This is a genomic window from Methanothermobacter sp. (assembly GCF_049720995.1).
Lineage (GTDB): Archaea > Methanobacteriota > Methanobacteria > Methanobacteriales > Methanothermobacteraceae > Methanothermobacter.
Map to the genome: position 1 here is coordinate 75,664 of NZ_JBNASF010000001.1, position 26,761 is coordinate 102,424.

General features: G+C 50.4%; 29 protein-coding genes. 16 read left to right on the plus strand and 13 right to left on the minus strand.

Annotated elements, in window-relative coordinates; all coding sequences use genetic code 11:
* Position 1: 1 nt before the first annotated feature.
* Together ACPLJI_RS00335 and gatA are read right to left on the minus strand one after the other, a co-directional pair.
* Positions 2–1,471: a cobyrinic acid a,c-diamide synthase gene (locus ACPLJI_RS00335; RefSeq protein WP_424730881.1), complete on the minus strand. Its 1,470-nt coding sequence runs from the start codon at positions 1,469–1,471 to the stop codon at positions 2–4.
* Positions 1,472–1,482: 11 nt separating this feature from the next.
* A complete protein-coding gene (gene gatA, locus ACPLJI_RS00340) occupies positions 1,483–2,838 on the minus strand; it encodes an Asp-tRNA(Asn)/Glu-tRNA(Gln) amidotransferase subunit GatA (RefSeq protein WP_424730882.1) in 1,356 nt (451 codons plus the stop codon).
* A 207-nt stretch (positions 2,839–3,045) separates the two neighbouring features.
* Here gatA and ala point away from each other — a divergent pair, with 207 nt between their 5' ends.
* From ala to ACPLJI_RS00370, 6 genes are all read left to right on the plus strand, one after another.
* Positions 3,046–4,038 carry an alanine dehydrogenase gene (gene ala, locus ACPLJI_RS00345; protein WP_424730883.1) on the plus strand — a complete coding sequence of 331 codons (993 nt, stop codon included), beginning with the start codon at positions 3,046–3,048 and terminating at the stop codon, positions 4,036–4,038.
* Positions 4,039–4,146: 108 nt separating this feature from the next.
* Positions 4,147–4,311, plus strand: coding sequence for a hypothetical protein (locus ACPLJI_RS00350; protein WP_013294918.1), 165 nt, complete (start codon positions 4,147–4,149; stop codon positions 4,309–4,311).
* A 9-nt stretch (positions 4,312–4,320) separates the two neighbouring features.
* Entirely contained in the window at positions 4,321–4,938 is a 618-nt protein-coding gene (locus ACPLJI_RS00355) for a LysE family transporter (RefSeq protein WP_424730885.1), read from the plus strand.
* 54 nt (positions 4,939–4,992) lie between these two features.
* Positions 4,993–5,784, plus strand: coding sequence for an HAD family hydrolase (locus ACPLJI_RS00360; protein ID WP_424741086.1), 792 nt, complete (start codon positions 4,993–4,995; stop codon positions 5,782–5,784).
* 15 nt (positions 5,785–5,799) lie between these two features.
* Positions 5,800–7,224: a bifunctional metallophosphatase/5'-nucleotidase gene (locus tag ACPLJI_RS00365; protein WP_424730887.1), complete on the plus strand. Its 1,425-nt coding sequence runs from the start codon at positions 5,800–5,802 to the stop codon at positions 7,222–7,224.
* A 107-nt stretch (positions 7,225–7,331) separates the two neighbouring features.
* Positions 7,332–7,673, plus strand: a complete 342-nt coding sequence (locus ACPLJI_RS00370) for a DsrE family protein (RefSeq protein ID WP_424730888.1) — start codon at positions 7,332–7,334, stop codon at positions 7,671–7,673.
* Between the two features lie 11 nt (positions 7,674–7,684).
* On the opposite strand, the gene ACPLJI_RS00375 is transcribed toward ACPLJI_RS00370, so the two are convergent.
* Together ACPLJI_RS00375 and ACPLJI_RS00380 are read right to left on the minus strand one after the other, a co-directional pair.
* The gene (locus ACPLJI_RS00375) at positions 7,685–8,242 is read right to left on the minus strand and encodes a TMEM175 family protein (RefSeq protein ID WP_424730889.1); all 558 of its coding nucleotides are present in this window, start codon (positions 8,240–8,242) and stop codon (positions 7,685–7,687) included.
* Between the two features lie 9 nt (positions 8,243–8,251).
* Positions 8,252–8,998, minus strand: coding sequence for a sugar phosphate isomerase/epimerase family protein (locus ACPLJI_RS00380; RefSeq protein WP_424730890.1), 747 nt, complete (start codon positions 8,996–8,998; stop codon positions 8,252–8,254).
* A gap of 296 nt (positions 8,999–9,294) precedes the next feature.
* On the opposite strand from ACPLJI_RS00380, the gene ACPLJI_RS00385 reads away from it, so the two are divergent.
* From ACPLJI_RS00385 to ACPLJI_RS00405, 5 genes are read left to right on the plus strand one after another with little or no spacing between them, the layout of a single operon-like run.
* Complete coding sequence (locus tag ACPLJI_RS00385; RefSeq protein WP_424730892.1) at positions 9,295–9,717, plus strand: PadR family transcriptional regulator; 423 nt, start codon at positions 9,295–9,297, stop codon at positions 9,715–9,717.
* Positions 9,714–10,763, plus strand: a complete 1,050-nt coding sequence (locus ACPLJI_RS00390) for an ATP-binding cassette domain-containing protein (protein WP_424730893.1) — start codon at positions 9,714–9,716, stop codon at positions 10,761–10,763. The genes ACPLJI_RS00385 and ACPLJI_RS00390 overlap by 4 nt, the downstream gene beginning before the upstream one ends.
* A 5-nt stretch (positions 10,764–10,768) precedes the next feature.
* Positions 10,769–11,926 carry an ABC transporter permease gene (locus ACPLJI_RS00395; protein ID WP_424730894.1) on the plus strand — a complete coding sequence of 386 codons (1,158 nt, stop codon included), beginning with the start codon at positions 10,769–10,771 and terminating at the stop codon, positions 11,924–11,926.
* 34 nt (positions 11,927–11,960) lie between these two features.
* Complete coding sequence (locus tag ACPLJI_RS00400) at positions 11,961–13,166, plus strand: PQQ-binding-like beta-propeller repeat protein (RefSeq protein WP_424730895.1); 1,206 nt, start codon at positions 11,961–11,963, stop codon at positions 13,164–13,166.
* 38 nt (positions 13,167–13,204) lie between these two features.
* Entirely contained in the window at positions 13,205–14,140 is a 936-nt protein-coding gene (locus ACPLJI_RS00405; protein WP_424730896.1) for a pyridoxamine 5'-phosphate oxidase family protein, read from the plus strand.
* 299 nt (positions 14,141–14,439) lie between these two features.
* Here ACPLJI_RS00405 and ACPLJI_RS00410 read toward each other — a convergent pair whose 3' ends face one another.
* The 9 genes from ACPLJI_RS00410 to ACPLJI_RS00450 form a co-directional block, all read right to left on the minus strand.
* Complete coding sequence (locus ACPLJI_RS00410; protein WP_424730897.1) at positions 14,440–14,748, minus strand: hypothetical protein; 309 nt, start codon at positions 14,746–14,748, stop codon at positions 14,440–14,442.
* Positions 14,749–15,055: 307 nt separating this feature from the next.
* Positions 15,056–15,178, minus strand: coding sequence for a hypothetical protein (locus tag ACPLJI_RS00415; RefSeq protein ID WP_424730898.1), 123 nt, complete (start codon positions 15,176–15,178; stop codon positions 15,056–15,058).
* A gap of 24 nt (positions 15,179–15,202) precedes the next feature.
* Complete coding sequence (locus ACPLJI_RS00420) at positions 15,203–15,358, minus strand: hypothetical protein (RefSeq protein WP_424730899.1); 156 nt, start codon at positions 15,356–15,358, stop codon at positions 15,203–15,205.
* Between the two features lie 297 nt (positions 15,359–15,655).
* The gene (gene albA, locus ACPLJI_RS00425; protein WP_192961720.1) at positions 15,656–15,928 is read right to left on the minus strand and encodes a DNA-binding protein Alba; all 273 of its coding nucleotides are present in this window, start codon (positions 15,926–15,928) and stop codon (positions 15,656–15,658) included.
* A gap of 79 nt (positions 15,929–16,007) precedes the next feature.
* Entirely contained in the window at positions 16,008–17,195 is a 1,188-nt protein-coding gene (locus ACPLJI_RS00430; protein ID WP_424730900.1) for a nitrogenase component 1, read from the minus strand.
* A gap of 8 nt (positions 17,196–17,203) precedes the next feature.
* Positions 17,204–18,721: a 2-isopropylmalate synthase gene (locus ACPLJI_RS00435; protein WP_424730901.1), complete on the minus strand. Its 1,518-nt coding sequence runs from the start codon at positions 18,719–18,721 to the stop codon at positions 17,204–17,206.
* A gap of 145 nt (positions 18,722–18,866) precedes the next feature.
* On the minus strand, positions 18,867–19,658 hold the full coding sequence (locus ACPLJI_RS00440; protein ID WP_424730902.1) for a DUF63 family protein: 792 nt from the start codon (positions 19,656–19,658) through the stop codon (positions 18,867–18,869).
* Positions 19,648–20,310: a PHP domain-containing protein gene (locus ACPLJI_RS00445; protein ID WP_424730903.1), complete on the minus strand. Its 663-nt coding sequence runs from the start codon at positions 20,308–20,310 to the stop codon at positions 19,648–19,650. Before ACPLJI_RS00445 ends, ACPLJI_RS00440 begins: the two co-directional genes overlap by 11 nt.
* A 37-nt stretch (positions 20,311–20,347) precedes the next feature.
* Entirely contained in the window at positions 20,348–21,391 is a 1,044-nt protein-coding gene (locus tag ACPLJI_RS00450; protein ID WP_424730904.1) for a DUF1786 domain-containing protein, read from the minus strand.
* A gap of 123 nt (positions 21,392–21,514) precedes the next feature.
* On the opposite strand from ACPLJI_RS00450, the gene ACPLJI_RS00455 reads away from it, so the two are divergent.
* From ACPLJI_RS00455 to ACPLJI_RS00475, 5 genes are all read left to right on the plus strand, one after another.
* Positions 21,515–22,801, plus strand: a complete 1,287-nt coding sequence (locus ACPLJI_RS00455) for a TrpB-like pyridoxal phosphate-dependent enzyme (protein WP_424730905.1) — start codon at positions 21,515–21,517, stop codon at positions 22,799–22,801.
* A 164-nt stretch (positions 22,802–22,965) separates the two neighbouring features.
* Positions 22,966–23,253, plus strand: a complete 288-nt coding sequence (locus tag ACPLJI_RS00460) for a hypothetical protein (RefSeq protein ID WP_424730906.1) — start codon at positions 22,966–22,968, stop codon at positions 23,251–23,253.
* A 12-nt stretch (positions 23,254–23,265) separates the two neighbouring features.
* Positions 23,266–24,486, plus strand: a complete 1,221-nt coding sequence (locus ACPLJI_RS00465; RefSeq protein ID WP_424730907.1) for a bifunctional 5,6,7,8-tetrahydromethanopterin hydro-lyase/3-hexulose-6-phosphate synthase — start codon at positions 23,266–23,268, stop codon at positions 24,484–24,486.
* Between the two features lie 22 nt (positions 24,487–24,508).
* The gene (locus ACPLJI_RS00470) at positions 24,509–25,093 is read left to right on the plus strand and encodes a flavodoxin family protein (RefSeq protein WP_424730908.1); all 585 of its coding nucleotides are present in this window, start codon (positions 24,509–24,511) and stop codon (positions 25,091–25,093) included.
* Between the two features lie 75 nt (positions 25,094–25,168).
* Positions 25,169–26,725: a flippase gene (locus tag ACPLJI_RS00475; protein ID WP_424741087.1), complete on the plus strand. Its 1,557-nt coding sequence runs from the start codon at positions 25,169–25,171 to the stop codon at positions 26,723–26,725.
* Positions 26,726–26,761: the final 36 nt, after the last annotated feature.

A 26,761-nucleotide genomic window follows, 5' to 3' on the forward strand; every position in this document is an offset into this window, starting at 1 on the left:
TCTAATTTTTCCTGAATCTTCTCATTATATCCTCAAGGTCAGTGTATCCCCTGAATTCAGGTTCTGCTGCTCCAGATATTAGAAGATCCACGTCCAGGTTCTCCTCAACAGCCTCCATGGCCCTCATGCAGAAGTCCTCAAGTTTTATCTCAACCTCAGGGGTGCCCCCCCTCATGCTCATCTCAACCCGGGGCAGAGCCAGGTACCTCCCCTCAGAGGCCCTCTCGAATATATCCATGTCATATACCCTGTTGAGGATGGCGTGGGGAACCTCAACCCCAAGCCTCTCAAGGACACTTATATGGGCGTCCAGGTCAACAGCCGCGGACTCCACCCCACCCCTGCTGCAGCCGGCCACCATTATAACGGGTATACCTGCTGCAAGTGCGATTTCAGCCCCTGAGTAGGGCACGGTTTCATTGAGGAGCCCTGTTAATATGCTCATAACACCCTCGATCAGGATTATATCATACCTTCCCCTCACCGATTCCAGCACATCCTCAAGGTCCATCCAGCCCAGGTGCCCTATCCTTATGGAGGAGTGCTCCTCCATTGGCTCCTTTATCAGGTAGAGGGCGGGTACTATGTCCCTGACATCAGGGCCCACCTTCATGACACCCACCCTGAGGCCCCGCCTCCTTAGGGCCCCTGCAAGGCCTGTGAGTATGAAGGTCTTCCCTGAATCCGATCCCGTGGATGCTATCATGATTGCCGGTGGGGTATTCCTGGTCTTCCTTCTTCTTTCCTCAACGGTTATACCTGTTCCCACACCTATCTCTGACCTCAGGGTTTTTCTGAGTTTCCTGTTCTCCTCCATTATCCTCTCCCTTGCATCCTCACCGGCACCCAGAAACTCGAGTATGTTCTCCACAAGGGCCGGGTTCTCATCCAGTGCTCCGTGGACCATGGTACCTGCAATGTTTCCCTCATCACTGCAGACACCTGAGGTTACCTCAAGCCTCCTGTCCCTGTAATCAGCCCTCCTTATTATTGAACGCATTATCTCAGGTGCATCTCCCCTTATCTCACCGTAGGTGTGGCAGTGAAAACCTGTTACCCTCTCACCGGTTAAACCGGATGTGAGAAATGAATCCCCTGTTATAAGGGCCTCGACACGGTCATTGCTTATCATTGGGTGGAATGAGACATTCAGGAGCCCAAGTCCCTCCCTGTATATTGGGCATGGCGATTTTCTCCCTGTATCCGTCCTCTCTGCCAGGGCCTGGAACCCCGAGCAGATGCCCAGGACAAATTTACCCTCAGAAGCCATTTTCCTTATCTCTGATCCAAGGTCGGGGGAGAGGCTCCCTGACTCAACTATGCTACCCCCAGGTATTATGATGCCATCCAGGACCCTGTGGGCCCTCTCACCCTTCACGAGGCCATTCTCCTTAACCAGGTCGGTGGGGAGAAATCCAAAGTCCTCAAAGGCCGGTACAGAGCCCCTGAGGTATGCGAGTCCAATTCTCATGTAAACTCACTCTAAAGGGAGTCTATACCCCTCATTGCAGAGAGTATCATTCCATCGTCGCCTGGCTTTGCCTGGAGCTGCAGGCCCACAGGGACCCCATCAACATGACCTGCGGGCATGCTTGCAGCTGGTATACCTGCAAGGTTGGCTATGACTGTGAGAACGTCGTATGCATACATCTCCATTGGTTCAAGTTCCTCTCCAAGCCTGTGGGGGAGTTTAGGGACTGTTGGACCCAGTATGATGTCCACATCCTTCAGGAGCCCCTCTATCTCCCTCCTTATGAGTGACCTTGCCTGGAGGGCCCTCCTGTAGTATTTACCAGAGAGCTCCTTCTGGCTGATGTAGGATCCCATGTGTATCCTCCTGAGCACCTCAGGGCCGCATACGTCCTCTATCCTGTGGCCATATTTCCTGCCATCGTACTTCCTTGTGGCTGAGAAGAATTCAACATAGTTTATGAGGTAATAGGTTGGGAGGCAGAGGTCGATGTACCTGAAATCAAGTTCCACTATCTCAGCCCCCTCACCTTCTATAAGGTCAAGTTTCCTCTGGATAGCGGCATCTATTGAGTCATCGGTAACCTCAAGGAACTCCTTCACAACACCGAAGCGCATATCCTTCAGTTCCCGGTTCACGCCGAGTTCCTGAACCTCCCCAATGGTTGTCGGGTCGGTGGGGTCATGGCCGGATATCACCTCAAGGGCCAGCTCAATGCCAGATACATCACCTGCAAGGGGACCTATCTGGTCGAAGCTCATGGCAAGGTCAAGGAGTCCCTGCCTTGAAACCAGCCCGTAGGTTGGCTTGAACCCCATGACACCACAGTGAGAGGCGGGGTTCCTTATGGATCCCCCAGTATCTGATCCCAGTGCAATGTCGCACATCCCGGCTGCAACAGCGGCGGCGCTTCCCCCACTGGAACCTCCGGGTATCCTTCCAGGTGCAGAGGGGTTGTCTGTGGGGCCGAAGAATGATGTCTCTGTTGAACTTCCCGCTGCGAATTCGTCCATATTGGTCATGCCGATTATTATCCCGTCCTCTTCCTTTATTCGCCTTATCACAGTTGCATCGTAGCTTCCAGTGTAGTTTTCAAGTGTCCTTGATGCGGCGGATACCTTGAAGCCCTCTACGTTGATGTTGCTCTTAACCCCCACCACGAGGCCCGCCAGTTTACCTGTCCTCTCACCTGATGCTATCCTTGAGTCTATTTCCTCAGCCCTCTGGAAGGCCTCCTCCTCCCTGACCTCTATAAATGCGTTTATATCATCATTTTTTGCCCTTATTGTCCTGATGAATCTTTCAAGGTTCTCTGATGCGGTTATGCCATGATCCTTAATCATTTCAGCCTTATCCATGGTCTTCATTTCCAAACACCCTTATACCATCATTAAATAATTGATTATCCTGAAGAGCTGCATTTGAGGGGTCCCTGGCCTTCCATAATGGTTATACTGAGGTATCTGCAGATGCCCGGTCACCCTTCTATCTGGGTTTAATTTCATTTTCAACATTAATAAATGTGAAGATGACCAAGATCTAGGATATGGAGCCATGATGGAAAGGGTGAAGTGATGGAGAAAACCATTATACTCAAAAAAAGTGATGTTGAGGGTCTTCTGACCATGGATGACTGCCTGAAGGCTGTTGAGAACGCATTTGTCCAGGATGCCCTTGGACGTGTCCAGATGCCCCCCAAGATGTACCTCTTCTTCAGGGGACATGATGGGGACCTCAGGGTGATGCCCTCCTACCTTGAGGAACTTGAAATGGCGGGGGTTAAGTGTGTGAATGTTCACCCCTCAAATCCCCGTGAACATTCCCTCCCAACGGTCATGGCTGTCATAGAACTGGTTGACCCCCGGACCGGGTTCCCCCTTGCACTGATGGATGGAACCCACATAACCGATATGAGAACCGGGGCGGCCGGCGGGGTATCCGTGAAGTACCTTGCAGATCGGGAGGCCTCAACACTGGGGATGGTGGGTGCCGGGAGACAGGCCTGGACACAGCTAATGGCCATCAGCAGGGTCGCAGACCTTGAGGAGGCCTACGTGTACTGCAGGACCCCCTCCCAACGAGATAAATTCGCAAGGAGGGCCTCTGAGGTCTATGAGTTCAGGGTCAATCCTGCCGGGGATATCATGGAGGCTGTTAAGGGCAGGGACATAGTTGTAACGGCCACACCATCCAGGAAGCCACTGGTGAAGGCTGACTGGATAACGCCGGGGACCCACATATGCGCCATGGGGGCAGATGCCCCAGGAAAGCAGGAGCTGGACCCCCTCATACTCAGGAAGGGGAGGGTCTTCTATGATAACTGGGAACAGGCATCCCACAGTGGAGAGATAAACATACCCATCAGTGAGGGCCTTATTACACAGGATGACCTCCAGGGGACAATAGGGGATGTTATAACAGGTAAAATTGAGGGCAGGATATCAGATGATGATATAACGGTATTTGATTCAACTGGACTCTCACTTCAGGACGTTACAACCGCCTGGATGGTCTATGAGAGGGCTGCTGAGTCAGGGCAGGGTCTGGAGGTTGACCTGCAGGGCTGAGAAAAGATGATACAAAAAAATCTGATCTGAGGGTTTCGTCCCATTCACTGCCGAGAAAAGATGCTATATAGGATGTTGAACACAGTTAGTTACCGGAGCTGTGATATCATGTACCCCACCAGGACATCAATGCATGAACTCCTCGTAAGGATGGACCATGTGTTTGAGAGGATAAGGATACTTGGGAGGACCCGGGCCCTAAGGAAGGATGAGATAGAGGAGATTGACCGTCACCTCACTGAGATCATGAAGATACTTAACAGGTACAATTAGGCTGGAAGAATGCTGAGTGTCATCCTGTTTACAGTAACATCCTTCATCATAGGCCTCTCAGGGGCAATGGCCCCCGGCCCCCTTCTCACCGTAACGGTCTCGGACTCCATTCAGGGAGGTTTCAGGGCAGGGCCCCTCCTTGTCACGGGCCACATCCTGGGTGAGGCCATCCTGGTTGTTCTGATATTCATGGGTATGGGTTATCTTCTCTCATCAGAATCCGCATCCCCATTCATTGGAATTGCAGGTGGCTCCATCCTCATCTGGACCGGCATCAGGGGTCTGAGGTCTGAGGACGAATCATCAGGGGATATTGAGACAGGAGGATCTGTCTTCAGGGGGGCTTTGATAAGTTTTTCCAACCCCTACTTCTTTATATGGTGGGGTGCCGTTGGGGCCGCCCTCATGTACAGGGGAATTGAACTTGCAGGTTTTGCTGGACTTGCAGGTTTCCTGGTGGGTCACTGGTCATCCGACATTGCCTGGTACAGCCTGGTATCTTTTCTATCATCCAGGGGGTCATTTGATACGTCCGGGAAGGTCTACAGGGCAATTATGGGGGTATGTAACGGGTTTCTGATTACGGTGGGTGCCTACTTTTTTGTGAATGCTTTAACTGGAATATAATACAATCAACACACGCCTCAAATCATTAATACCATGAAATGCATAGTATTAATGATGAAGGCAGCTGTTTTTGATAACTCAGGGACGCTCATAAGAAGGTACAGAGCCCTCAAGAATCTTAAAACAGGGAAGATATGTGACAGGATGAATTCACTTGATATAGTGGATTACAGGGACAGAAGGGCTCTCGTTGTGCTTCAGACCGACCCCGCGACATGTATAGTCAACGCAAACCCAGACCAGACAATCCATGATTTCATAAAGAGGAACCGCATAGACTTCGATGTCAGCTACGCCAACACCGCTGTTACTGCTGATGATATCAGGGATATCCTCAGGAGTGACCCTGCAACTGTGAGGGACATACAGGACACCATAGATGCCGTTTCCAGCAAGGACTACAACATACAGATATGCAGCGGATCCGGATTCATAGTCAACATTGACAGGCAGATGGTTGACTTCACAATAACTGCAGGTGGAAAACTCTTCCCGGAGGTCCCGGAGGTTGTGGATGAACTCAAGGATAGAAACATCCATATATACATTGCATCAGGGGACCGGCGGGGGTCACTGAGGGAACTTGCAAGGATCATCAGGATACCCCAGGAAAACGTCTTTGACACCGCCGACACAGAGAGGAAGGCCCAGATAATCCTGGAGCTGAAGCAAAGGTACAGCAGGGTCATGATGGTGGGTAATGGCCTTAACGACATCCTGGCATTGAGGGAGGCTGATGTGGGGGTTTTGACACTCCAGCAGAGGGAGCCGGTTCCTCAGAGGCTGATTGAGGCTGCTGACTACGTTGTTGATAACATAAGGGAGGTTCTGGATATAGAATTCTAATATGGGGGGTTGATATTGAGTGAACTGTGCATCGTGCAGGTGAATGACACCCACGGATACCTGAAGCCCCACCCGGAACTCTTCTGGGAGGGCAGAGATATAAGGTATGATACCCTGGGAGGCTACCACCACATAGCGGGCCTTGTGGATGAGATACGTGAAGAGGGACCCACACTACTCCTTGACTGTGGTGACACCATACACGGCACATACCATGCCGTGAAGAGTGAGGGAGCAGCCCTGATCCCCATCCTCAATGAAATGCGGTTTGATGCCATGACAGCCCACTGGGAGTTCGCCTATGGACCCGAAAGATTCCTGGAAATATCTGAAAAGCTGAATCACCCGGTTCTTGCAATAAACTGCTACCATGAGGGGACAGAAAGACCCGTCTTCAGGCCATACGAGATAGTGGAGAGGGGAGATCTCCAGGTGGGGGTTGTGGGGATAGCATCCAACATAGTGGATAAGGTGATGCCCCCACGGTTCAGTGAGGGCCTTGAGTTCACACTTGGACGTGATGAGCTCCCATACTGGATAGATGTGCTCCGTGATGAGGAGAGGGTTGACCTTGTGGTGGTCATATCACATCTGGGGTTCCCCCAGGAGTGCCAGCTGGCAGCGGATGTTGATGGCATAGACGTGCTTCTGAGCGCCCATACCCACAACAGGCTTGAGAGGCCCTTCACTGTCAACGATACCATCATAATACAGTCAGGGTGCCATGGTTCATTCATTGGACGCCTTGACCTTGAGGTTGATGGGGGTGTGAGGGGATTCAGACATGAACTTGTAAGGGTCAGGGGGCCCTCCAGTGAGGATGTTGAGGAGATGGTCATGAGGGCGGCTGATGTGGACAGAGACCACCTTGAGGTCACCGTGGGTTCAACAAGAACACACCTCAACAGGTACACCATACTGGAGTCAACCATGGACAACCTTCTCCTGAAGGCGATAATGGGTGTGGATGACTCTGAATTTGCATTCTCCAATGGTTGGCGCTACGGTGCCCCTGTAGCGCCAGGGGATATCAGGGTTGAGGACCTCTGGAACATAATCCCTGTTAATCCTCCGGTATCCCGTGTTGAACTCCTGGGGAGGGAGATCCTAGAGATGATGGAGGAGAACATTGAACTCACATTCTCAAGGGACCCCTACAGGCAGATGGGCGGCTACCTCAAGAGGTGCATGGGCCTTGAGATCTACTTCAAGATAGAGAACCCTCCCGGTAGCAGGATACAGAAGTTATTCGTAAACGGGAAGCCCCTTGAGCCGGATAGAACCTATAGTGCAGTCTATGTAACCAGTCAGGGTGTGCCATCACGTTACGGTGAGAACCATGAGGAGATGGACATCAGGGCCATTGACGCCCTCATGGAGTATGTTGAGAAGAACAGTCCCGTCGATGCCCGGCTCGATGGGAGGATAACACCGGTATAATTGTCCTCAGGCAAACTGCAACTGTGAACCGGTAAGTATGTGCACGGCTATATGTTTGATGGCCTCTCAGGCAATCTGTAATTGTGAACCTGGAGGGGGTGATTATGATGGGTGATGAGATGATTTACCGTGCGGTCTTCCACCTTGATGAGGATGACGAGGAAAGAGTTTTGCTGCTCCTTACCAATGTGAGGAACCTGATGGCCGACATTCCGGATGTTGAGATTGAGGTTGTGGCGTACTCAAAGGGTGTCAGCGCCCTCATGAGGGAGTCAGAGTACTCAGATATGATCAGTGAGCTCATTGGTGATGGTGTCAGGTTTTCTGCCTGTTCCAACACCATGAAGGCGGTGGATATAACCTCAGGGGACCTTGTTGATGGTGTCGATACTGTGTCCTCAGGTTGGGTGAGATTGTTAGAAAGCAGACTGATGGATGGGCCTATATAAGGCCCTGATATCTAGAGGAACCTCTTGAGGATCATGATTGCATAGGCAATGGAGCTGTACTCGGGCTTGAATGGTGTTATGATGAGTGCCAGAATTGCTGCAAATGGCATCAGCATGTTCATCTTAAGTGCCCTAAGGTAGTGGTCCTTTTCAACATCCACGAGCCCATTTCTATATGCATAGAACCAGCTTACAGATAGGAGGATGCCTACCATCAGCATGTTAAGATGGAATATGATATTGGATGTCACAAATTCGCCATAGTCTCCTGTAAGTTCCGTTGAGAAGGGTACCATGGCCACAAACATCAACCAGAATATGTTTATCCACAGGAAACCCGTGTCAACCTCCTTCAGATTTTCAAATTGCATGTGGTTAACCCGCCAAAAAATCCCGAGCAGGAAGAAACTGAGACAGTAGATATAGATTTGGGGGGCGAGGATTGTGAGGTATGAAAACATGGAGGACTCTGTTGTGATCCCCGCTGGCACTTCAATGCCCAAAACAAGGATTGTCATTGCAATGGCAAATATCCCATCCACAAGGCCCTCAATTCTGTTCTTATTCATGCTTCATCCTCAATGAAATGATTCAAGGATTTTCCTGCTCTTTATGACTCCCTCATAGTTATTCAGCTCTATCACCCCCCGGTCTATTCCCCTAAGGAGTTCAAGGTCAACCGTGCCCTCCCCCAGGGGGAGGTGCTGGTCCCTTTCACCGTTGTTGTCACTCAGGTGGTGGTGGGCTATTCTTTCCATCCTGAGGAAATCCTCCAGGACCCCCGTGGTGTTTGCATGGCCCACATCCACAGTCACATACGATCCGCATTCCTCTGAGAATTTTTCAAGCTCATTGGGGCTGTTGCAGAGGTATGAGAAACGACCTGGCATGTTCTCAACTGAGAACTTTACCGATGAATCCTCTGCATGGACCACGCAGTTTTTAAGTGTTTCGGCTGCGAATTTAAGGGCTGCGTTCCTTATCCTCTCCTCCCTCCTGTGCACAAGACCTGGGTGTGTTGTTATGGTTGTTGCCCCTATCCTTGATGCGAGTTCCACTGTCTCGATCATCTGTTTTTCTGTCTCCTCCCTCACACCCTGGTTCATGCTGCCAGGGTTCAGGTCTATGGTGGGGGCGTGGAGGAGTATCTCAAGGTCAAATGACTCAAATACCTCAAGTGCCGCCCCATCTTCAAGGAGCCTCCTGGGCCAGTAGGGTCCCTCGCAGAGTATCTCAATGAGCTGGAAGCCGTCCTCCTCTGCTTTCTCCAGGATGTTCTCCATTGGTTCCATGAAAAGTGCCAGGGTTGAAAATCCGAGTCTCATATAGGATCCCGTTAGGTTTTTCTATTCAGCCGCCCTTATGAGTGTTTCCATGCCACATGAAACTGAAAGATACTTATAGATGCCTGTATCTGCATGGTCCTTGCGGTGTGAAGGACCCTCACAGTGACCATGGGGCAGGGATGGATGTGGTGGCTTTTCCCATTCACCTTTACCGTATATGGTTAGCACCACTGTTTAGGTATTACATCAATCTTACCTTCATCACACCACCAAAAATTATATATAAAACATGATATATCAGGAAATTGATATATCAAGTTTCTGGAGATGTCCTGATGTGTGCAGAAAATGGTCCCCATGGAGAGGGGGGACAGTTTGACGAGAAAATAATAAAGAGTTTCATGAGGGGATTCGGAAAAACAATGATCCTCTGGATGATAAGCAGGGAAAAGATCCATGGATACGAGATAATGCGACGACTTGAGAAGTTCTACTCCATCAAGGGGATGCACTGCCAGGAGATCAAACCACCCGGTCCAAGCGTCATCTACCCGATACTCCACGACCTGGAGAAGAAGGGACTCATAATGGGTTCATGGGAGATGCACGGGGAGAAGAGGGTCAGGTACTACGAGATAACCCCACTTGGTAATGAAACAATAGACAGGATCCGTGATATAATGAAAAACCACATCTCAAGGATATGGGAGGACTTCTGGAACGACATGTTCCCATGTGAGAGGGAGGATGAAGAATGAAATACGCCATAGAGACCTACGATCTCACAAAGGTCTATGGGGACTTCAAAGCAGTCGACAGCCTCAACATGAAGATAGAAAAGAACTCCATCTTCGGATTCCTGGGGCCCAACGGGGCAGGTAAGACAACAACCATAAAGATGCTCACCTGCCTCATACCCCCAAGTTCCGGTACAGCCCGTGTCGCCGGATACGATATACTGGAGAATCCCGACGAGGTGAGACAGCAGATAGGTATGGTCCCCCAGAAGGTCAGCCTCTACGAGGACCTCACAGCGAGGGAGAACGTGGAGATGTGCGCAGACTTCTACGGGATGCCAGAGGACCTCAAGGAAACAAGGATCGATGAACTCATGGAGCTGGTTGACATAAAGTACGCGGCAGATAAACCCGTTGGACAGATGTCAGGGGGACAGCAGCAGAAGGTTTCACTGGTTGCAAGCCTGATACACCAGCCAGACATACTCTTCCTCGACGAACCAACCATAGGACTGGACCCGACAACAAAGAGGGTGCTGTGGGACCTCATCGAGGAACTGAACAGCAGCGGTCACACCATCATACTCTGCTCCCATGACATGTACGAAGTTGAACTCCTCTGCGACTACGTGGGTATAATAAATCAGGGCTTGCTCGCGGCCTTTGACACACCCCAGGGCCTCAAGGACACCGTTATAAAGGAGGAGGAATCCCTCAAAGCACGGGAGATTGGCAACATACTTGACAGGATTCAGGAAGAAACCCCTGAATCTGAAAAAAGGATCATTGAGGAAATGAAAAAATCCGGGACCTGCGCCGGTAAGGAGCTCAGCATGCTTATCACCGACCTCAGCGATGAACTCATAGCTGAACTTGAATCCCTTCCGGTTACACTGGAGGTTAAAAGGCACCACACCGGCAGGATAATACTCGAACTGGATGAGAGCTGTGACACCGCCATAAATGACGTCCTCAGGGCAGTTATAAGGAACAATGCCAGGATCAGCTCAATTTCAACCAGGGACCCCTCACTCGAGGACGTTTTTATGAAGGTTACAGGGAGGTGACCGGTATGGAAATGAAGAAGGTAATGTGGATGCTAAAGAAGGACCTCATAGTCCTCTGGAGGCACAAACCCCGCCTCATATCAATCATACTGTTCCCCATACTAATGATAACCCTCTTCGGTTACGGTATGGGTGGTACACTCGAAAACATACCTGTGGTTATAGTCGAGCAGAGCAGCGGCCCCCTCACAGACCAGACCGTCGCTGCCATGAGGAACATGAGCCTCTACGATATTAAGGATATAATGAAGGACCCTGAAACCGCAAGGGACATGGTGGATGCAGGGGAGGTCAAGGCAGCCATAATACTGCCCCCCAACTATGACAACCTCACAGAAGAACCCACCGTGGTCATGTACCTTGACTCCTCTGACCAGCTGGCAAGTCAGGCCCTCGTACCTGCAACTCAGGCACTTTTTAGCAGGCTTTCAGGTGAAATTGCGGTTCAGAAGATGCAGAGCCCCGCAGTGAACATTCAGAAGCAGAATTCAACCCCCGGAGAGACGGGCTTTCAGAGCATCGTGAACACAATAAATTTCCAGGTTGACAGGATCTATGGGGACGTCAAGTACATGGACTTTCTGGTGCCTGCGGTACTTGCAATGACCATAATGTTCTCCTGCATGTTCGGTATGGGACAGTCAATTGCAGGTGAAAGGGAGAGGGGAGAACTCGCACGCCTTTTCATGACTCCAACAAGTGTATCAACAGTGGTTGGAGGTAAAATAATCTCAAAACTGGTTATAGAAAGTGGGAGGGCGTTCCTGCTGCTCTGTGTAGCCATACTGCTATTCGGAATAAAGATAAACGGTAGCATGCTGCTTACGGTCCTTCTACTTGTACTCACAGCACTTTGCTTCGTGGGATTCGGAATAATGATATCGGCGAGGGTGGGGACCCAGGAGGACTACATGCAGATGGTGATGCCCTTTGCAATGCCCATGATGTTTGTATCAGGGGTCTTCTACCCCATTGAGACCATGCCATGGGTGTTCCAGAAGCTGGCCTACGTAGTGCCCCTCACCTATGCCAATGACGCTCTGAGGTCAGTGATGCTGAAGGGTGCAGGTGCTGGGGACATCTGGCTTGACCTGGCCGTGCTCATGGGATTCACACTCCTGTTCTTTGCAATGGGGGTTACCAGATTTAACAGGGACATTTAGGTGGTTAAGCAGATAAATTTCAGGTGGTAATATGATGAGGAAAGGTTTAATTGCGGCACTTATAATCATTGGGATGGTTTTAAGCCCTGTATCAGCTGCAGACTGGCCCCTATTCCACGGGGACCAGCAGCGCACAGGTTTCTCTGAGGAGCCAAGTGACTTCTCAGCAAGGACGTGGTATCTATCCATAGGTGGGATAAAGTCATCGCCCGCGATATTCAACAAGGTGGCCTACATCGGCTCAGTTGATGGAAGGGTTTACGCAGTGAACCTCGAGAGCGGTTCAGTTGTCTGGAGCTACCTGACAGGCGGCGCGGTTGTATCATCCCCCGCAGTGGTCAATGGTACCCTCTATGTGGGTTCAGGTGATGGATACCTCTACGCCATAGACACAGACACCGGTGACCTCAAATGGAAATTTAAAACAGGTAACAGGATAGAGTCATCTCCTGCAGTAAGCGGAGGTACCGTATATGTGGGGTCAGATGACTGCAGGCTCTACGCAGTTGATGCAGACGACGGCTCAAAAAAGTGGGAGTTCTATGCCGGGGAGGCTGTTAAATCATCCCCACTTGTGGTGAACGGAACCGTCTACTTTGGATCATGCAACGGTAATGTGTATGCCCTATCAGAGTCCGAGGGGAAGGAGAAGTGGAGCTACACAACCGGGGACCAGGTCATATCATCACCGGCCTTCTGGAACGGAACCATCTACGTGGGGTCAGATGACGGGAACATGTATGCCCTATCAGAGTCCGACGGAAGCACGGTCTGGAGGTACAGCCTTGGTGACAGGGTCAGGTCAACACCCGCCATTGACACAGAGGAGAACAGCCTCTTTGCTGGATGCGATGACGGCAACGTGACCTCACTTGATACAAGGACAGGTGCCCTGAAATGGTCATTCAGAACAGGTGGAGCCGTAAGGTCAGCCCCCGCCATCTTCGATAACATGGTGGCTGTGGGCTCAGATGATGGGACACTCCACATCCTCAACAAGTATACAGGGAAGGAGGAGTGGAGCTATTCACCAGGTTACTACCTTTTCAGCTCACCAGCAAGTTCATCACCCGTCGTCTACGGCAAGACCATCTACTTTGCAACCGAAAACGGCTACATCTACGCCCTTGACTCCAAGAAGAAGGAGGGTCCCACCTCACCATTCGCATACTATGTGGCGGTGATAATCATAGCCATCATAGGGGCAGGGGCTGTGATAAGAAGGTTTGCCAGAAAGTAAACTATTCTTTTTATTTTTCACACACGGAAGGTGAATGTATGTTCAGGACACTCGTAATCTATGAAAGTGTCTATGGCTCCACAGAGGAGGCTGCATCAGCCATTGGCAGGATACTTGGGCCCTCAAGGTGCTGCACCACCGGCGAGTTTCAGGAAGGTTACAGGGAATTTGATTTCTTCGTCATCGGTTCCGGGGTTTACAGGGGCCGTTTACACGATAGGATAACCGATTTTATAAAGAAAAACCCCTGGCTCCGTGATAAACCCGTGGCGATCTTCTCAGTTTCCCTGAACCGGGATGATGGCAGAAGGGCTCTCAGTGAGGTTGAAAAACTTCTTGGGGGTTCTGTACATTCAGCAGCCCTTGGTGGGCGAATGATCCTTGAGAGGCTATCTGATACGGATCTTGAGGATCTCAGGGCGTTCTCTGAGGTTGCTGGAATTGAAATTAAGGATTTTGACATCTTTGATATCTCAGAGGTGATTGAAGTCGCCCTTGACCTTAAAGAGATCAGGGATTCACTTATGACTGACATTGATGGGGATGAACTCGGTGAATCCATCGATGAGTTTCTGAGATCCCACAACACATGTGTACTTGCAACCTGCCATGACAACCGCCCAAGGGCAACACCCCTTGAATACGTGTATGACGGTGAGTCCATATACGTAATCACCGAGGGTGGGGAGAAATTTGCGGGTATCCTTGAGAACAGTAACGCATCCGTTGCAGTTTACGAGGACTACACATCCATGAGCAACCTGGCAGGGATGCAGATAACCGGTGCCGTGGATATACTGGATGAAGAGGAATCAGAGAGGATCTATAATCTAAGGGGCCTGAATACTGAGTCCATGAGAAATCTCCCGGTGGATATGAACGTCATAAAGATCTCCATCCACAAGGTTGAGTTCCTCAACAGCAGGTTCAGGGAAGTCTCATCAAGCGCAAAACAGGTGCTCTGCTTTAAATAGAAACTCTAAAAAGTTTATGAACATTATACTAAAACTCTAAAGAAGTTTTATGGAATGCCTAGAGCATTTCATTATTGTATTTATCCACCGTGCTCATCCACTGAAGGATCCTTCTGCTGATCCTTTGCTGAGGCTGCTACAGCTGTATGCGTCATGGGTTGCGAGGAAAGAATCTGCCCGGGCAATCAGGCTGAGAACCTGTGGGGAAGCATAGGCTCCATTGAGTATATTAAGTTCTGCTGCAGGTAGCTGTGCATATAGCTTGTTTATTCATGCTGAGCCATTGAAGTTGAGGATTCTCACAGCCTGTTCTGCGGTGGTGACAAGTACACTGCCATCTCCACCGGCAGTTCCAAGACATAGAACGGTGCCAGGGGTGATGTTACAGCATCCCCGTTGTTTCCATTGAAACCGGCGTGTGTATTCCAGTACCCTACTGTCAGTGTACCGCAGGGACTTCTCACGTATACATCAACAGCCATGAGTCTGATCACGGGTGCTGTATCACATGTTACAAATGATGCCTCATTAGCCTCCGTGTAAAGTCCAGGCACATTGTAGGGTCCATAGGTCACAGAATAGTTGAAGGTGTGGGTTTTCCCTAGCATTATATCACTGCCCACATTGATGAATCCAATGTATCCCATCTGTCGTCGGATACAGTTAAGGATTCATCAACAAGCTCTGAAGGTTATCCTAATTCCACATCAGCCGTTGCGGTGTACTCTGTAGATCCTCCCATCTCTGAATGTCCAGGTAATGGTCATGGTTCCGCTGAACCACCTTTGCAGTGAAATCCTTAAAATTATGATCCGGTTAAATTCATCAGAAGTCCCGGTGATGCAGTATCAGAGACAGAGCTTATTAAAGCGGCGATGTGTGCAGGGTTGAACACTGTGATGATGCCACCAACCATCAGTCAACGTCTGTTCCAGTATCCACTGAAAGGTTCACTGTGGCCTCTGTTAAGTCGGCCTCCTTGCTGATGTTCCAGGTGTATGTCCTCGTGTAGGACGTTGTGGCATTCTTGGAGACCATCAGCTCATATACTTTAACTCGGACCTATGCACTGGGACTCTGACCGGTTTCCCTTATCTTGGCCGTGTTGTTGTAGTTCCCGGGCACGGTGAACCTCCTGGTGTATGTAACTGATCCTGAGTCGTTAAAGAACCATGAGCCTCCACTGGTGTCATCAACATGTATGCACTCATTCAGCATCACCGGTGATGCGGTAGTGTTGCCGTTGCTGATGTTGCCGGTCCAGAGGGTGTTCCGAGGTGCCCTGAATGATATGTCAATGAATTATTACAATCCTGTGAAAATTAGCTATTAAATTGAGGGGTCAGCTGAAATGGTATGAAGACCCTCTGAATCTCCGATAAAGTATTATCATGGGTTAAGTGAAAAGGCAATGACAATTCCTGAATCCATCATAAAGAGCAAATGTCCAGAAATTCGGCGCATATAAAATATAAAAGAATGGAAACCTGTGGCTTCCATCTTTTATATCCCTAATCACTTTCTGAGCTGGATTTCTATTGCTGAAACATTGGTAGCGGTTCCCTCGTTACCAATGATCTCCTCTGTACATATGTCGATGTTCTCTATCTGTATGTCTGGTATGAAACGATTCCTAACAATCTCTGCAACGTCAACAGCCCGGCTTATAGCTCTTCCACGGGCTTTAAGGATCACTTCACTGGTTCCACCGTTCATCTGAGTCACTACGGCCAGAACATAGTTCATTACAGGCTTGTTTCCGATGTATACTACATTCTCCTCTGACATCACTTAACCTCCAAGAGTGTCTGTGATAAAGATAGAAACCCCGGATTATATAAAGTTTGTGATATACTAATTAAAAAATTTAATAACACATCCTGGACTTAACCGCTTCAAGTATCCTCCCGCCGGTTACAGCGGCCCCCCTGAACCCTGCAGTGATGGCAGAACCATGCATAACATCGATGAGAGGCGCACCCAGTGATTCTGAAAACCTTGTCTCTGCAACTCCACCGAGTATGACCTCAGCTTCATTCCTGATAAGCGCATCCTCCAGCTCAGATAGATCAGCCCCAACCAGAACCTCCGACCTCACGCCACTTCCAGAGAGGTTCTCAAGTGTGTACTCACCAATCATGTCCATTGCCACCACAGCGGGTTTCATTCCAAGTTCAGTTACAAATCCCGCCAGTGCAACGGCCCTTGTGGGTCCTGAAACTATACCGGCCCTCACACCCCCAAGTTCGGATCTCAGATGATCCCTTTCCTCAGCGTATCCACTGAGTTCATCCTGGATGGGGTAATCAATGTGGAGGTGGTCAAGTATCCCCTCATAGAAGTCCAGTGTGTTTGAAAACCCCAGGGGGATGGGGTGGTGGAGGAAGGGCATCCCGAATCTCTCCTCAAGAAACCTGCAGGGCCCTATCCCTGATACATCACAGAAGGAATAGTTCAGATGGGCGGACGCAATCATCTCAATGTCACCGACTGTACTCCCGGATGTGAGCACACAGTTCACAGAAACACCCATACTGCCAAGGGTATCCACAATATGGTTGAGGTCGGGCCCGCCCCTGAACTCACCTATGATGTTGATTGATGGCTCATCCAATGGTTTCACATCAGCTGCGAGGGACTCAAGGAGTGCCATCATAACCTCAAGGTATCCTTCGCCCTGGTTTGACTCAAAGCCCCCTGCGCTGATGGTTACAATCTGAGAGTCAATTTCTCCCTTAACATCCTCTGCCACCCTCCCTATATCCTCGCCTATTATGCTTGTTGCGCAGGAGCTCATAACAGCTATCAGTTCCGGTTTAAGGGTTCTGTCAGCTTCAATTATGGCCTTTTTGAGTTTATCAGCGGCCCCAAACACCACATCTGATTCAGAGAGCTCCGTTGATAGAACCCTTATCCTCTTACCTCCCCTTGCCGTCAGAAGGTATCCGATATGGTATGCGCAGCCCCTGGGTCCATGGATGAGCGGTACAGCATTTCGGACCCCTGAAACTGCCCTTACAGCCCCGAAAAGTTTACATGTTGATACCGGCTCCATCGGTACACCTACTTGAGGCTGAGGATCTTGTTGATTGCATCGAGGACCGCTTCCACACTTGCCATTACTATATCCTCCCTGGTGGATCTTCCTGTTGCCTTGTTGCCGTCGGCGTCGCTCATAACAACAAATACCTCTGCAAGGGCATTGGTACCGCCCGTTATTGCCTCTATATTGTATTCATCAAGTTCTATATCTGCTGTTTCACTTACAAGGCTCTGTATGGCGTTTATGGCTGCGTCAACAGGTCCTACGCCTGTCATTGATGTTGTCTTGATCTCATCCCCGATCCTCAGCTTAACGGTGGCCGTTGGCATCACACTCTCACCTGTCATCACCGCTATACCCTCAAGCTTCACGATCTCCCTTGTTGCCTTTCCAAGGATTGTGACTGCCATTGCCCGAAGATCGGCGTCGGTGATCCTTTTCCCCTTATCTCCAAGTCTTTTGACCTGTTCATAGAGGGTGCAGAACTGGTCCTCGTTCATATCTATACCGTATTCCTGCAGCTTTGATCTGAGGGCGTTGGCCCCTGTGTGCTTGCCGAGGACTATCCTCCTCTTGTGACCAACCATCTCAGGGGTTATGGGTTCATAGGTTTCCGCCTTCTCAAGAACACCATGGACGTGTATGCCCGCCTCATGTGCAAAGGCGTTTTCACCCACGATTGCCTTGTTGGGGGGCATCCTTACCCCCGTTATCTTTGATACGAATTCTGAGATGTTCACAAGCTCCGTTGTCCTTATGGTGAGGGGGAGGTCATAGCGGGTTATGAGGGCCATCACAACCTCCTCCAGGGCGGCATTTCCTGCCCTTTCACCAAGCCCGTTTATAGTTGCATGTACCTGTGATGCGCCTGCCTCAACAGCTGCAAGGGAGTTTGCAACGGCCAGTCCAAAGTCATTGTGGCAGTGGACGCTGATGGGTGTCCTGATCTCATCCCTGAGGCCTCTTATAAGGTGGTTCATCGCCCTGGGTATCATCACCCCGACGGTGTCTGGGACGTTTATCATAGCGGCCCCTGCATCCTCTGCGGCCCTGTATACCTCCACAAGGTAATCAAATTCGGTCCTTGTGGCGTCCTCGGCAGAGAATTCCACCCTGAGCCCATGTTCTGCCGCATATTCAACTCCAAACACTGCCCTGTCTATTATCTCCTCAGGGGACATCTTGAGCTTGTACTTCCTGTGGAGGGGTGATGTCCCTATGAAGGTGTGTATGTAGTCAGCTCCGCAATCAATAACAGCGTCTATGTCCTCCCTGAGCACCCTTGCCAAACCACAGGTGTTCACATCAAGACCCAGGTCAACTATCCTTCTTACTGAGTCCATCTCCCCAGGGGAGGCTGCAGGGAACCCTGCCTCTATTGTGTCAACCCCAAGGGATTCCAGTTTCCTTGCTACGCATATCTTCTCATCCACCGTGAGAGCCACCCCAGGTGTCTGCTCACCGTCCCTGAGTGTTGTGTCAAATATTCTCACCGTCTCAGGTAGCCTCATTTCCGGTTTAACCTCTTCTATGTACATTTAAATTCCCCGTGGTCTGGCCTTTTTATCATGATCTATATGCTGCCACAATTAAAAGCTTTTACACAGCAGATCCAGTTATAAGTTATAAGTTTAAGGGGAAGCAGTCTGTCACCAGGAGACAAATGACCCCCTGATATTATATTTAAACCGCCATGCTGAGACTCAGGAAGTTCCTGAGGCCCGGTGCAAGGCCAAGTATGAATATCACAAGTTTAAGGAGATCTGAGTCCACTGGGTCCTCAACGTATCTGTCAATGGCGTAGAGCGCCGCCACTATGACCGCTATCTTGAGGGGAAACATCACAAGGGCAGTGCCAGTTAGGGCCGTGAATGCCGATGGCAGAACATGCTGCTCAGAATAACCATAGATGTCAACCGCAACGTAGGTTGATGATGCATCGAAAAGGTGTGCTGATATAGCGTAGAGGTTCATCCTGTCCCTTAGAAGTTCCCATTTGAGACCCATCACATAGAAAAGGACTGCTGATGCCATGAATACTCCCAGTACAGAGAAAAAGGGTGCAGGATTAATTTTCTGCATGCCTATGATGTTTGGTATGGAAAGAACTGCCCCTGTAGCAAATACAAGCTTTCTGTAATCCCATCCATAAAGTTTCTCAAGTTTAACCGAGATGAGAAGCGTCGCTATTGCCGTGAGTCCCACAAGGATGTATATGCCGGGTGTAACAAGGAGATGGGTGAGGGGGTAGATTCCATTATCCACAAGGGCCCTTGCACCTGACCCGAGAAATATGAAGGGAAGGAGCGGTACCAGAAGTTCCCTGGGGTCCTTTTTAAGCCACCTGAACATTCTGAGTATGATAAGAACAGCAGCCCCGAGTACAATGCCAAAAACAACCGTGTTTAGGGGTGTGTAACCAGGGTGTAGGTAGAAGAAGTTGTTCTCCAGGAAATCCTGAAGCTCAGATATCATTTCTCATCCTGCCTATGAGTTTTTTGTTGATTACCTCCCTCACAATTAGAGGAAGAGGGGTTCTTCTTCCCTCAGGTATGGTTTTGCCCCTTCTTATACCATCAATTATGTCATCAACTGTATTTTCAGCTTCCACAAGGGTGAATGAGCTTCCAACAGCCTCCACGAAGTGTGAGTCGCTTGCACCTATCTCAGGAATGCCCCTCTTTCTTGCGAATTTTCTGGCCCTCCAGTTGGAGTAGCCGACAATGTAGCGGGAGTTGAGGGTTTCAATTGCATCAACACGGAGGTTTCTCTCGTTCACAAAGAGTCCCTGTCTGTACCTGACAAATGGGTGTGGAATTATGGCAAGTGCGTCCTGTGAGTGTATCTCATCCAGGGACTCTGCGGGTGTTAGGCCCCTTTCTATTTCCTCCTGCACACCAAGTGCCACTATATGACCTGCGGATGTGCTGAGCTCCACTGCAGGGACCACCGTGACCCCAAAATCTGCTGATTCCCCCATGGCGATCCGGGACCCCCTCATTGTATTGTGGTCTGCAATCGCAACTGCATCGAGGCCCACAAGGGATGCCCGCCTCAGTACATCCCGCGGCGTTCCCCTTGCATCCCCTGAATATACGGTGTGTATGTGTGGGTCAATCCTTATCATGAAATCACCTTAAATTGTCCCCATCTTCACGGGCCCATCAGTGCCTCACCCTGTATTCTATGCTCCCTATGAGGCCCACGGGTCCCGTCATCATGACGTCCCCTGCCGGTGCGGCATGATAGGCTCTGAGGGATGTTTCATCGAGAATCCTCCTCTGTGGTCCCGTTGCAACAACCACTTCAGGCTCACCCACTCCTCCAAGGGCGTGGGCACCATGACCCCCGTCGCCATGGACCTCCCGGTGTGTTATCTCCCCATGTGCGAGTTTAAGGAGGAGTTCCTCAAGTTTCTGAGGAGACAGCATTTTTGTGTGGTGCTCCATGACCCCATGTATCTTGCCATCCAGGATGCTGGCTGCCAGGGTGTGGCCATTACCTGCATCAACAGCTATTAGAGGCCCATCTGAGTCCACTGCTGGGTCAAGGAGTGCCCCTGCTATTGACGCGAACTTGGAATCCATCATGAGGAGCGGGTGCTCCGCTGACACCTCAATGGATTTCATCCTGGTGAAGTAATCGGGGACGTCACCAAGGTATGAGAACTCCTGAGGTTTCAGTGGTTCTGTGAGTTTCTCCCTTATCTTCATGAAACGGAAGTTCCTATCACCCATATCACCACCCGCACCATGGTCCTGAACAGCCACACCCAGAAAGTCGATCTCCAGTTCAACATCAAAGTTTCCCAGGGCCCCTGCTATGGCATCAAGGTCAACATCCCCCAACTTCACCCTCCTAAGACCCGGGGCCCTGTCTGATATCTCTATACCCATTTTCCTGACCCTTTCAAGGTCATCCCTAATGGTCCTTGCTGCCTCAGTGGTCATTACAACCCTGTAGCCCCTCTCAAGGTGTTCCAGTATTGCCCTGCTCACGGGTCCCCCACCCATCGTCCGGCCATGAATGAACACATCCCCATTGATTCCCCTGATCCTTTCTGCGATTATCCTTGTGGGTGAGGGCATTACCATCTTTATGGAATTTTCAATTCTATCAGCTGTCGTGTCATGGTACATTATATCCTGTGTTCCTGCCCCCACATCAACTGCAAGTATCCTCATACTGGAATCATATCTTCCCTCCATTTATTAACCATTTCCTAAATGTACAGATATGTACAGTAAAGTTTTAAATAGTTCTTTGAAGAGAGATCATGCATGTAAATGCTGATGATAACACGACCTGATCAAGAAACCTGAGGTGATACCATGAACAAGATTGTTCTTGATGAAAACGAAATACCGAAAAAATGGTACAACATCAACCCGGACCTGCCATCACCCCTACCCGAACCCAGAAACCCTGAGGGCGGAGAGAACATAGAGAACCTTCCAAGGGTATTCTCAAGGGGCGTCCTTGAGCAGGAGATGTCAATGGAGCGCTGGATAAAGATCCCCCGTGAGGTCAGAGATGTCTACAAAATGATTGGAAGGCCCACCCCCCTTTTCAGGGCAAAGGGCCTTGAGGAGATGCTGGATACCCCCGCCAGAATATACTACAAGAGGGAGGACTACTCACCCACAGGAAGCCACAAGTTGAATACTGCGATAGCGCAGGCATACTATGCCCGTGAAGATGGCGCCGAAAGGCTCACAACAGAAACAGGTGCCGGTCAATGGGGAACAGCCCTCTCGCTTGCATGTTCACTCATGGACCTCCAGTGCAAGGTCTACATGGTCAGGGTGTCATTCAACCAGAAGCCCTTCAGGAAAACAATAATGCAGCTCTATGGTGGTGAGGTTGTCCCATCACCAAGTGACCATACCGAATTCGGAAGGAAAATACTCAGTGAGGACCCCGACCACCCCGGATCCCTTGGTATAGCCATATCAGAGGCGATGGAGGAGGCCCTTCAGTATGAAAACGTTTACTACTCCCTTGGAAGCGTCCTCAACCACGTTCTGTTACACCAGACCGTGATAGGTCTTGAAACACAGAAGCAGCTGGAAATAGCAGGTGAAACACCTGACGTCATGATAGGATGTGTGGGAGGGGGTAGCAACTTTGGTGGGGCGGTTTTCCCATTCATAAAGGATAAACTTGATGGTAAACTCGACTGTGAATTCATAGCAGCTGAGCCAAGATCCTGCCCCACCCTCACCCAGGGAGACTACCGGTACGACTTCGGTGACACAGCAGGTATGACACCCCTCCTCAAGATGTACACACTCGGCCACGACTTTGTACCCCCATCCGTACACGCAGGAGGTCTGAGATACCACGGAATGTCACCGCAGGTTGCACTCCTGGTGAAGGAGGGCATCATCAGGGCCAGAGCCGTGGCGCAGCATGAAATATTTGAGAGTGGTGTTAAATTTGCAAAGGCCGAGGGGGTTGTCCCCGCGCCAGAAACCTGCCACGCCATAAGTGTTGCAATGGATGAGGCCAGGAAGTGCAGAGAGACCGGTGAGGAAAAAACCATAGTTGTGAGCTTCTCTGGCCACGGGCTCCTTGACCTCAAGGGTTACGGGGACTACCTTGAGGGCAAAATCTAAAGGCCACACTTAATCATCCAGGAGCAGCAGGCTGGACGCGGGCTGAGGTGATGTGAGCCTCAGCCGGGCTTCAGCCAGGGGCCCCCAGCTTCTTCTTCAATACATATAAATACCATCATCACCCAAACTAAATTAGTTTATATCAATCTCATCAAGGTGATCTGATGGACTACAGGAACATCGTTATCGGTGCCATGATCCTTATCATAGCACTGATGGTCGGTTTCAATGTTGCCCTGTACATGGGGGCGCAGGAACAGAACGTGACACAGCTGGACTGGGCCGACAATGCAACAACAGATATGAGTTTTGCAAATGAATCCAATGCACCGGTCAGCATCAACAAGACAAAAACAATCACAAAGAGAACCAGAAAAAACATAACACCCGGTGAAGGAAACACCACAGTGCCTGAAGAACCTGAACCACCGGTTCAAAATCAAACAGTATAAGGAGGATAAAGATTGTACAGAATAGGTGAAGCACTCATAGGAAGCGGCAATGAGGTCGCCCATATAGATCTCATCATAGGTGATAAGGAGGGAAACGCAGGGGCCGCATTTGCAAATGGCCTCACCAGCCTCTCCCTAGGTCACACACCGCTTCTATCGGTTATAAGGCCCAACCTCATGACAAAACCCGCAACTCTCATAGTACCCAAGGTCACGGTGAGCTGCCTTGAAGACGCCGATAAGATCTTTGGACCAGCCCAGACGGCAGTTGCCCGTGCAGTTGCCGATGCGGTTGAGGAGGGAATAATACCCCAAGAAAAGGTTGAGGACCTCGTGGTAATTGTCAGCGTATTCATACACCCCGAGGCAGAGGACTACCGCAAGATATACCAGTACAACTACGGGGCAACCAAACTAGCCCTCAGAAGGGCCATGGAAAACTACCCATCAGCCAGGAAGGTCCTCAGTGAAAAGGACAGGGGAAGCCACCCCATCATGGGCTTCAGAGCAGTCAGACTCTGGAACCCCCCCTACCTGCAGGTTGCCCTTGACCTTGACAGCATGGAGGAGATGGAGGGGATCATTGACGCCCTCCCCAACAGGGAGAGGATACTCCTCGAGGCCGGGACACCCCTTGTCAAGAAATTCGGTGTCGGTGTCGTAAGCAGGATAAGGGAGCTTCGAAGGGACGCGTTCATAATAGCTGACCTCAAAACCCTTGACGTTGGCAGGATAGAGGTTAAGATGGCCGCAGATGAAACGGCTGACGCAGTGGCCATATCAGGTCTTGGAACCGTTGAATCCATTGAAAAGGCCATCCACGAGGCCCAGAAACAGGGCATATACTCCATACTGGACATGATGAATGTTGAAAACTTCGTTGATAAACTCAGAGGCCTCAGGTACAGGCCAGATATCGTCCTTCTCCACAGGAATGTGGACCTTGAGACCCTCAGGGCGGAGCGTGGAGAGGATACTGGCGAAATGAGCGAATGGGGCAACATCAGGGAAATAAAGGATATACTTGGCCCCAGGGGCCTTGTGGCCGTTGCAGGCGGTATAACACCATCCAAGATGCAGGAGGCCCTTGATAGCGGAGCAGACATAATAGTCGTTGGAAGGTACATAATAGGCTCAAGGGATGTGAGGAGGGCCGCCGAGGACTTCCTGGAGCACATGCCCCAGGACCCAGACACCATGAGGCTGCCCCTTGACGAGGACGAGTCAATCTGATGCCCAAAGAGGGGGTTGCATTATGATAGTGGGTATATGTGGAAGCCCCAGAAAACAGGCCACACATTACGTGCTTGAAAGGGCCCTTGAAACACTGGAGGATGATGGACTTGAAACCGGGTTCTTCACTGTGAGGGGTAAGAACATCTCACCCTGCAGACACTGTGACTACTGCCTCAGGAATAAGGAGTGTGTGCTGAAGGACGACATGTACCCCCTCTACGACCTCCTGAGGAGGGCTAGGGGAATCATAATTGCAACCCCTGTCTACAATGGTGGCGTCAGCGCCCAGGTAAAGGCTATGATGGACCGCTGCCGGGCGCTTGGTGCAGAGGACTATGACTCCCTAAGGGGAAAGGTGGGCATGGGTATAGCTGTTGGTGGTGACAGGTGCGGGGGGCAGGAACCTGCCCTCATGCAGATACACACCTTCTACATCCTCAACGGAGTAATACCAGTAAGTGGGGGGTCCTTCGGAGCAAATCTGGGTGCGTGTCTCTGGTCAAGGGACACAGTCGAGGGCGTTAAGGAGGATTCCTACGGTTTTAAAACCCTTGATAAAACCCTCAAAATGTTTAAAAAGTTTTTGAATTCCCAGACCCCATAAAATTTACTTATTTTATATGACCATGACCCAAAGGCTTATTTAAGGCACTGCCAGATCTATTTTTCCGGTGATTCAATGGCGTCTTCAGGTACCTCCAAACTTCTAAAGGGCAGCTTTTTTATAATAATCGGCAACCTGCTTTTCAGGGTAGGTGGCTACATATACAGGGTTCTCATGACACGACTCCTCGGACCCGAGGGCTATGGACTCCTAGGACTGACACTCCCATTCCAGGGCATATTCCAGATACTGGCTGCCGGGGGTCTGCCACCGGCAATAGCCAAGTATGTGGCCCAGCACCGGGCCCTCAAGGAGAATGAAATGGCCAGACAGGTTGTTGTAACCTCACTGAAGGTCATGATATTTCTTGGTCTGGCATTCTCCATGGTAATGTTCTTCACAGCCCCCTGGCTTGCAAATCAGTTCTTCCATAAACCAGCGGCCCAGTACCCCCTGCAGGCTGTTGCACTCATAACACCCTTCAGTGTTATAGTTGGGGCCTTCAGGGGCGCATTTCAGGGTATATACCGGATGGAGTACGTTGTGGTTACAAGGGCTGTTGAGCAGGTTTTCATGATAACCCTCGCAGTTGTCCTTGTGATGGCCGGTTTCTATGCAGCAGGGGCGGTTATGGGTACCGCTATGGGTTTCCTTGCCTCTGCCATATCAGCGATCCTGATATTCAAAAGGCTGATGAACAGCTACTTCCCGCCTGCCCCCCCTGAAAAAAGGCTGACCATCAGGGAGGAGCTGGGGCTTGTGAAAGTGCTTCTCTCATTCTCCATCCCAGTCATAATCACCGCCCTCTCCGAGATGGCAATATATGATATAAGTGTGTTTGTGATAGGGGTGTTCATGGCAACAACCTCTGTGGGATACTACACTGCTGCTGATCCCGTTGCAAGGCTCCCCCTTGTAATATCCCTTTCTGTGGCAACCGCTGTTCTTCCTGCGGCATCAGAGGCCTTCGCCCTCAAGGATAGAAGGCTCCTTGAAACCTACATTGTGCAGTCATACAGGGTCGTGACTCTCCTTGTGCTTCCCATGTGTGTTGGCATAGCCGTCTTCTCAGAGCCCCTTCTTGAACTCCTCTTTGGGAGCAACTTCATCACAGGGGCAGGGGCCCTTAGCATACTGGTTGTTGGGATGAGCTTCTACACCCTCTTCATGATATCCTCAAGCATCGCCCAGGGCATAGGGTACCCCCGTCTTCCGATGTACGTGCTGGTTGCTGGAACTGTCATAAACCTTGCGCTGAACGTTGTGCTCGTACCCTTACTTGGAATAGAGGGGGGGGCCCTTGCAACAACAATCGCTGCATTCATTATAATGACCATCATCCTCTGGAAGACCTCAGAGCTAACCGGTGTGAAGCCCCCGGGCCTCTCACTTCTCAGGATAGGTTTCGCATCAGGGGTTATGGGGGTTTTCATGCTGCTCCTTCCCCGGAGCATCATGGGTCTCCTTCTGGCAATGATCCTCAGTCCCCTGGTTTACGGTGCGAGCCTCCTCCTTGCAGGTGGTGTTGAGAAGAGGGATGTTAGGCTTGTGAGGAAGTCTGCATCAAGGATGGGCCCCCTCTCAGGAGCCATGAAGAGGGTGGCTGATCTTATGGACCGCTGGGCAAGGTGATTGCATAAGAATATAAAGAACAAGACCCATAGGTTC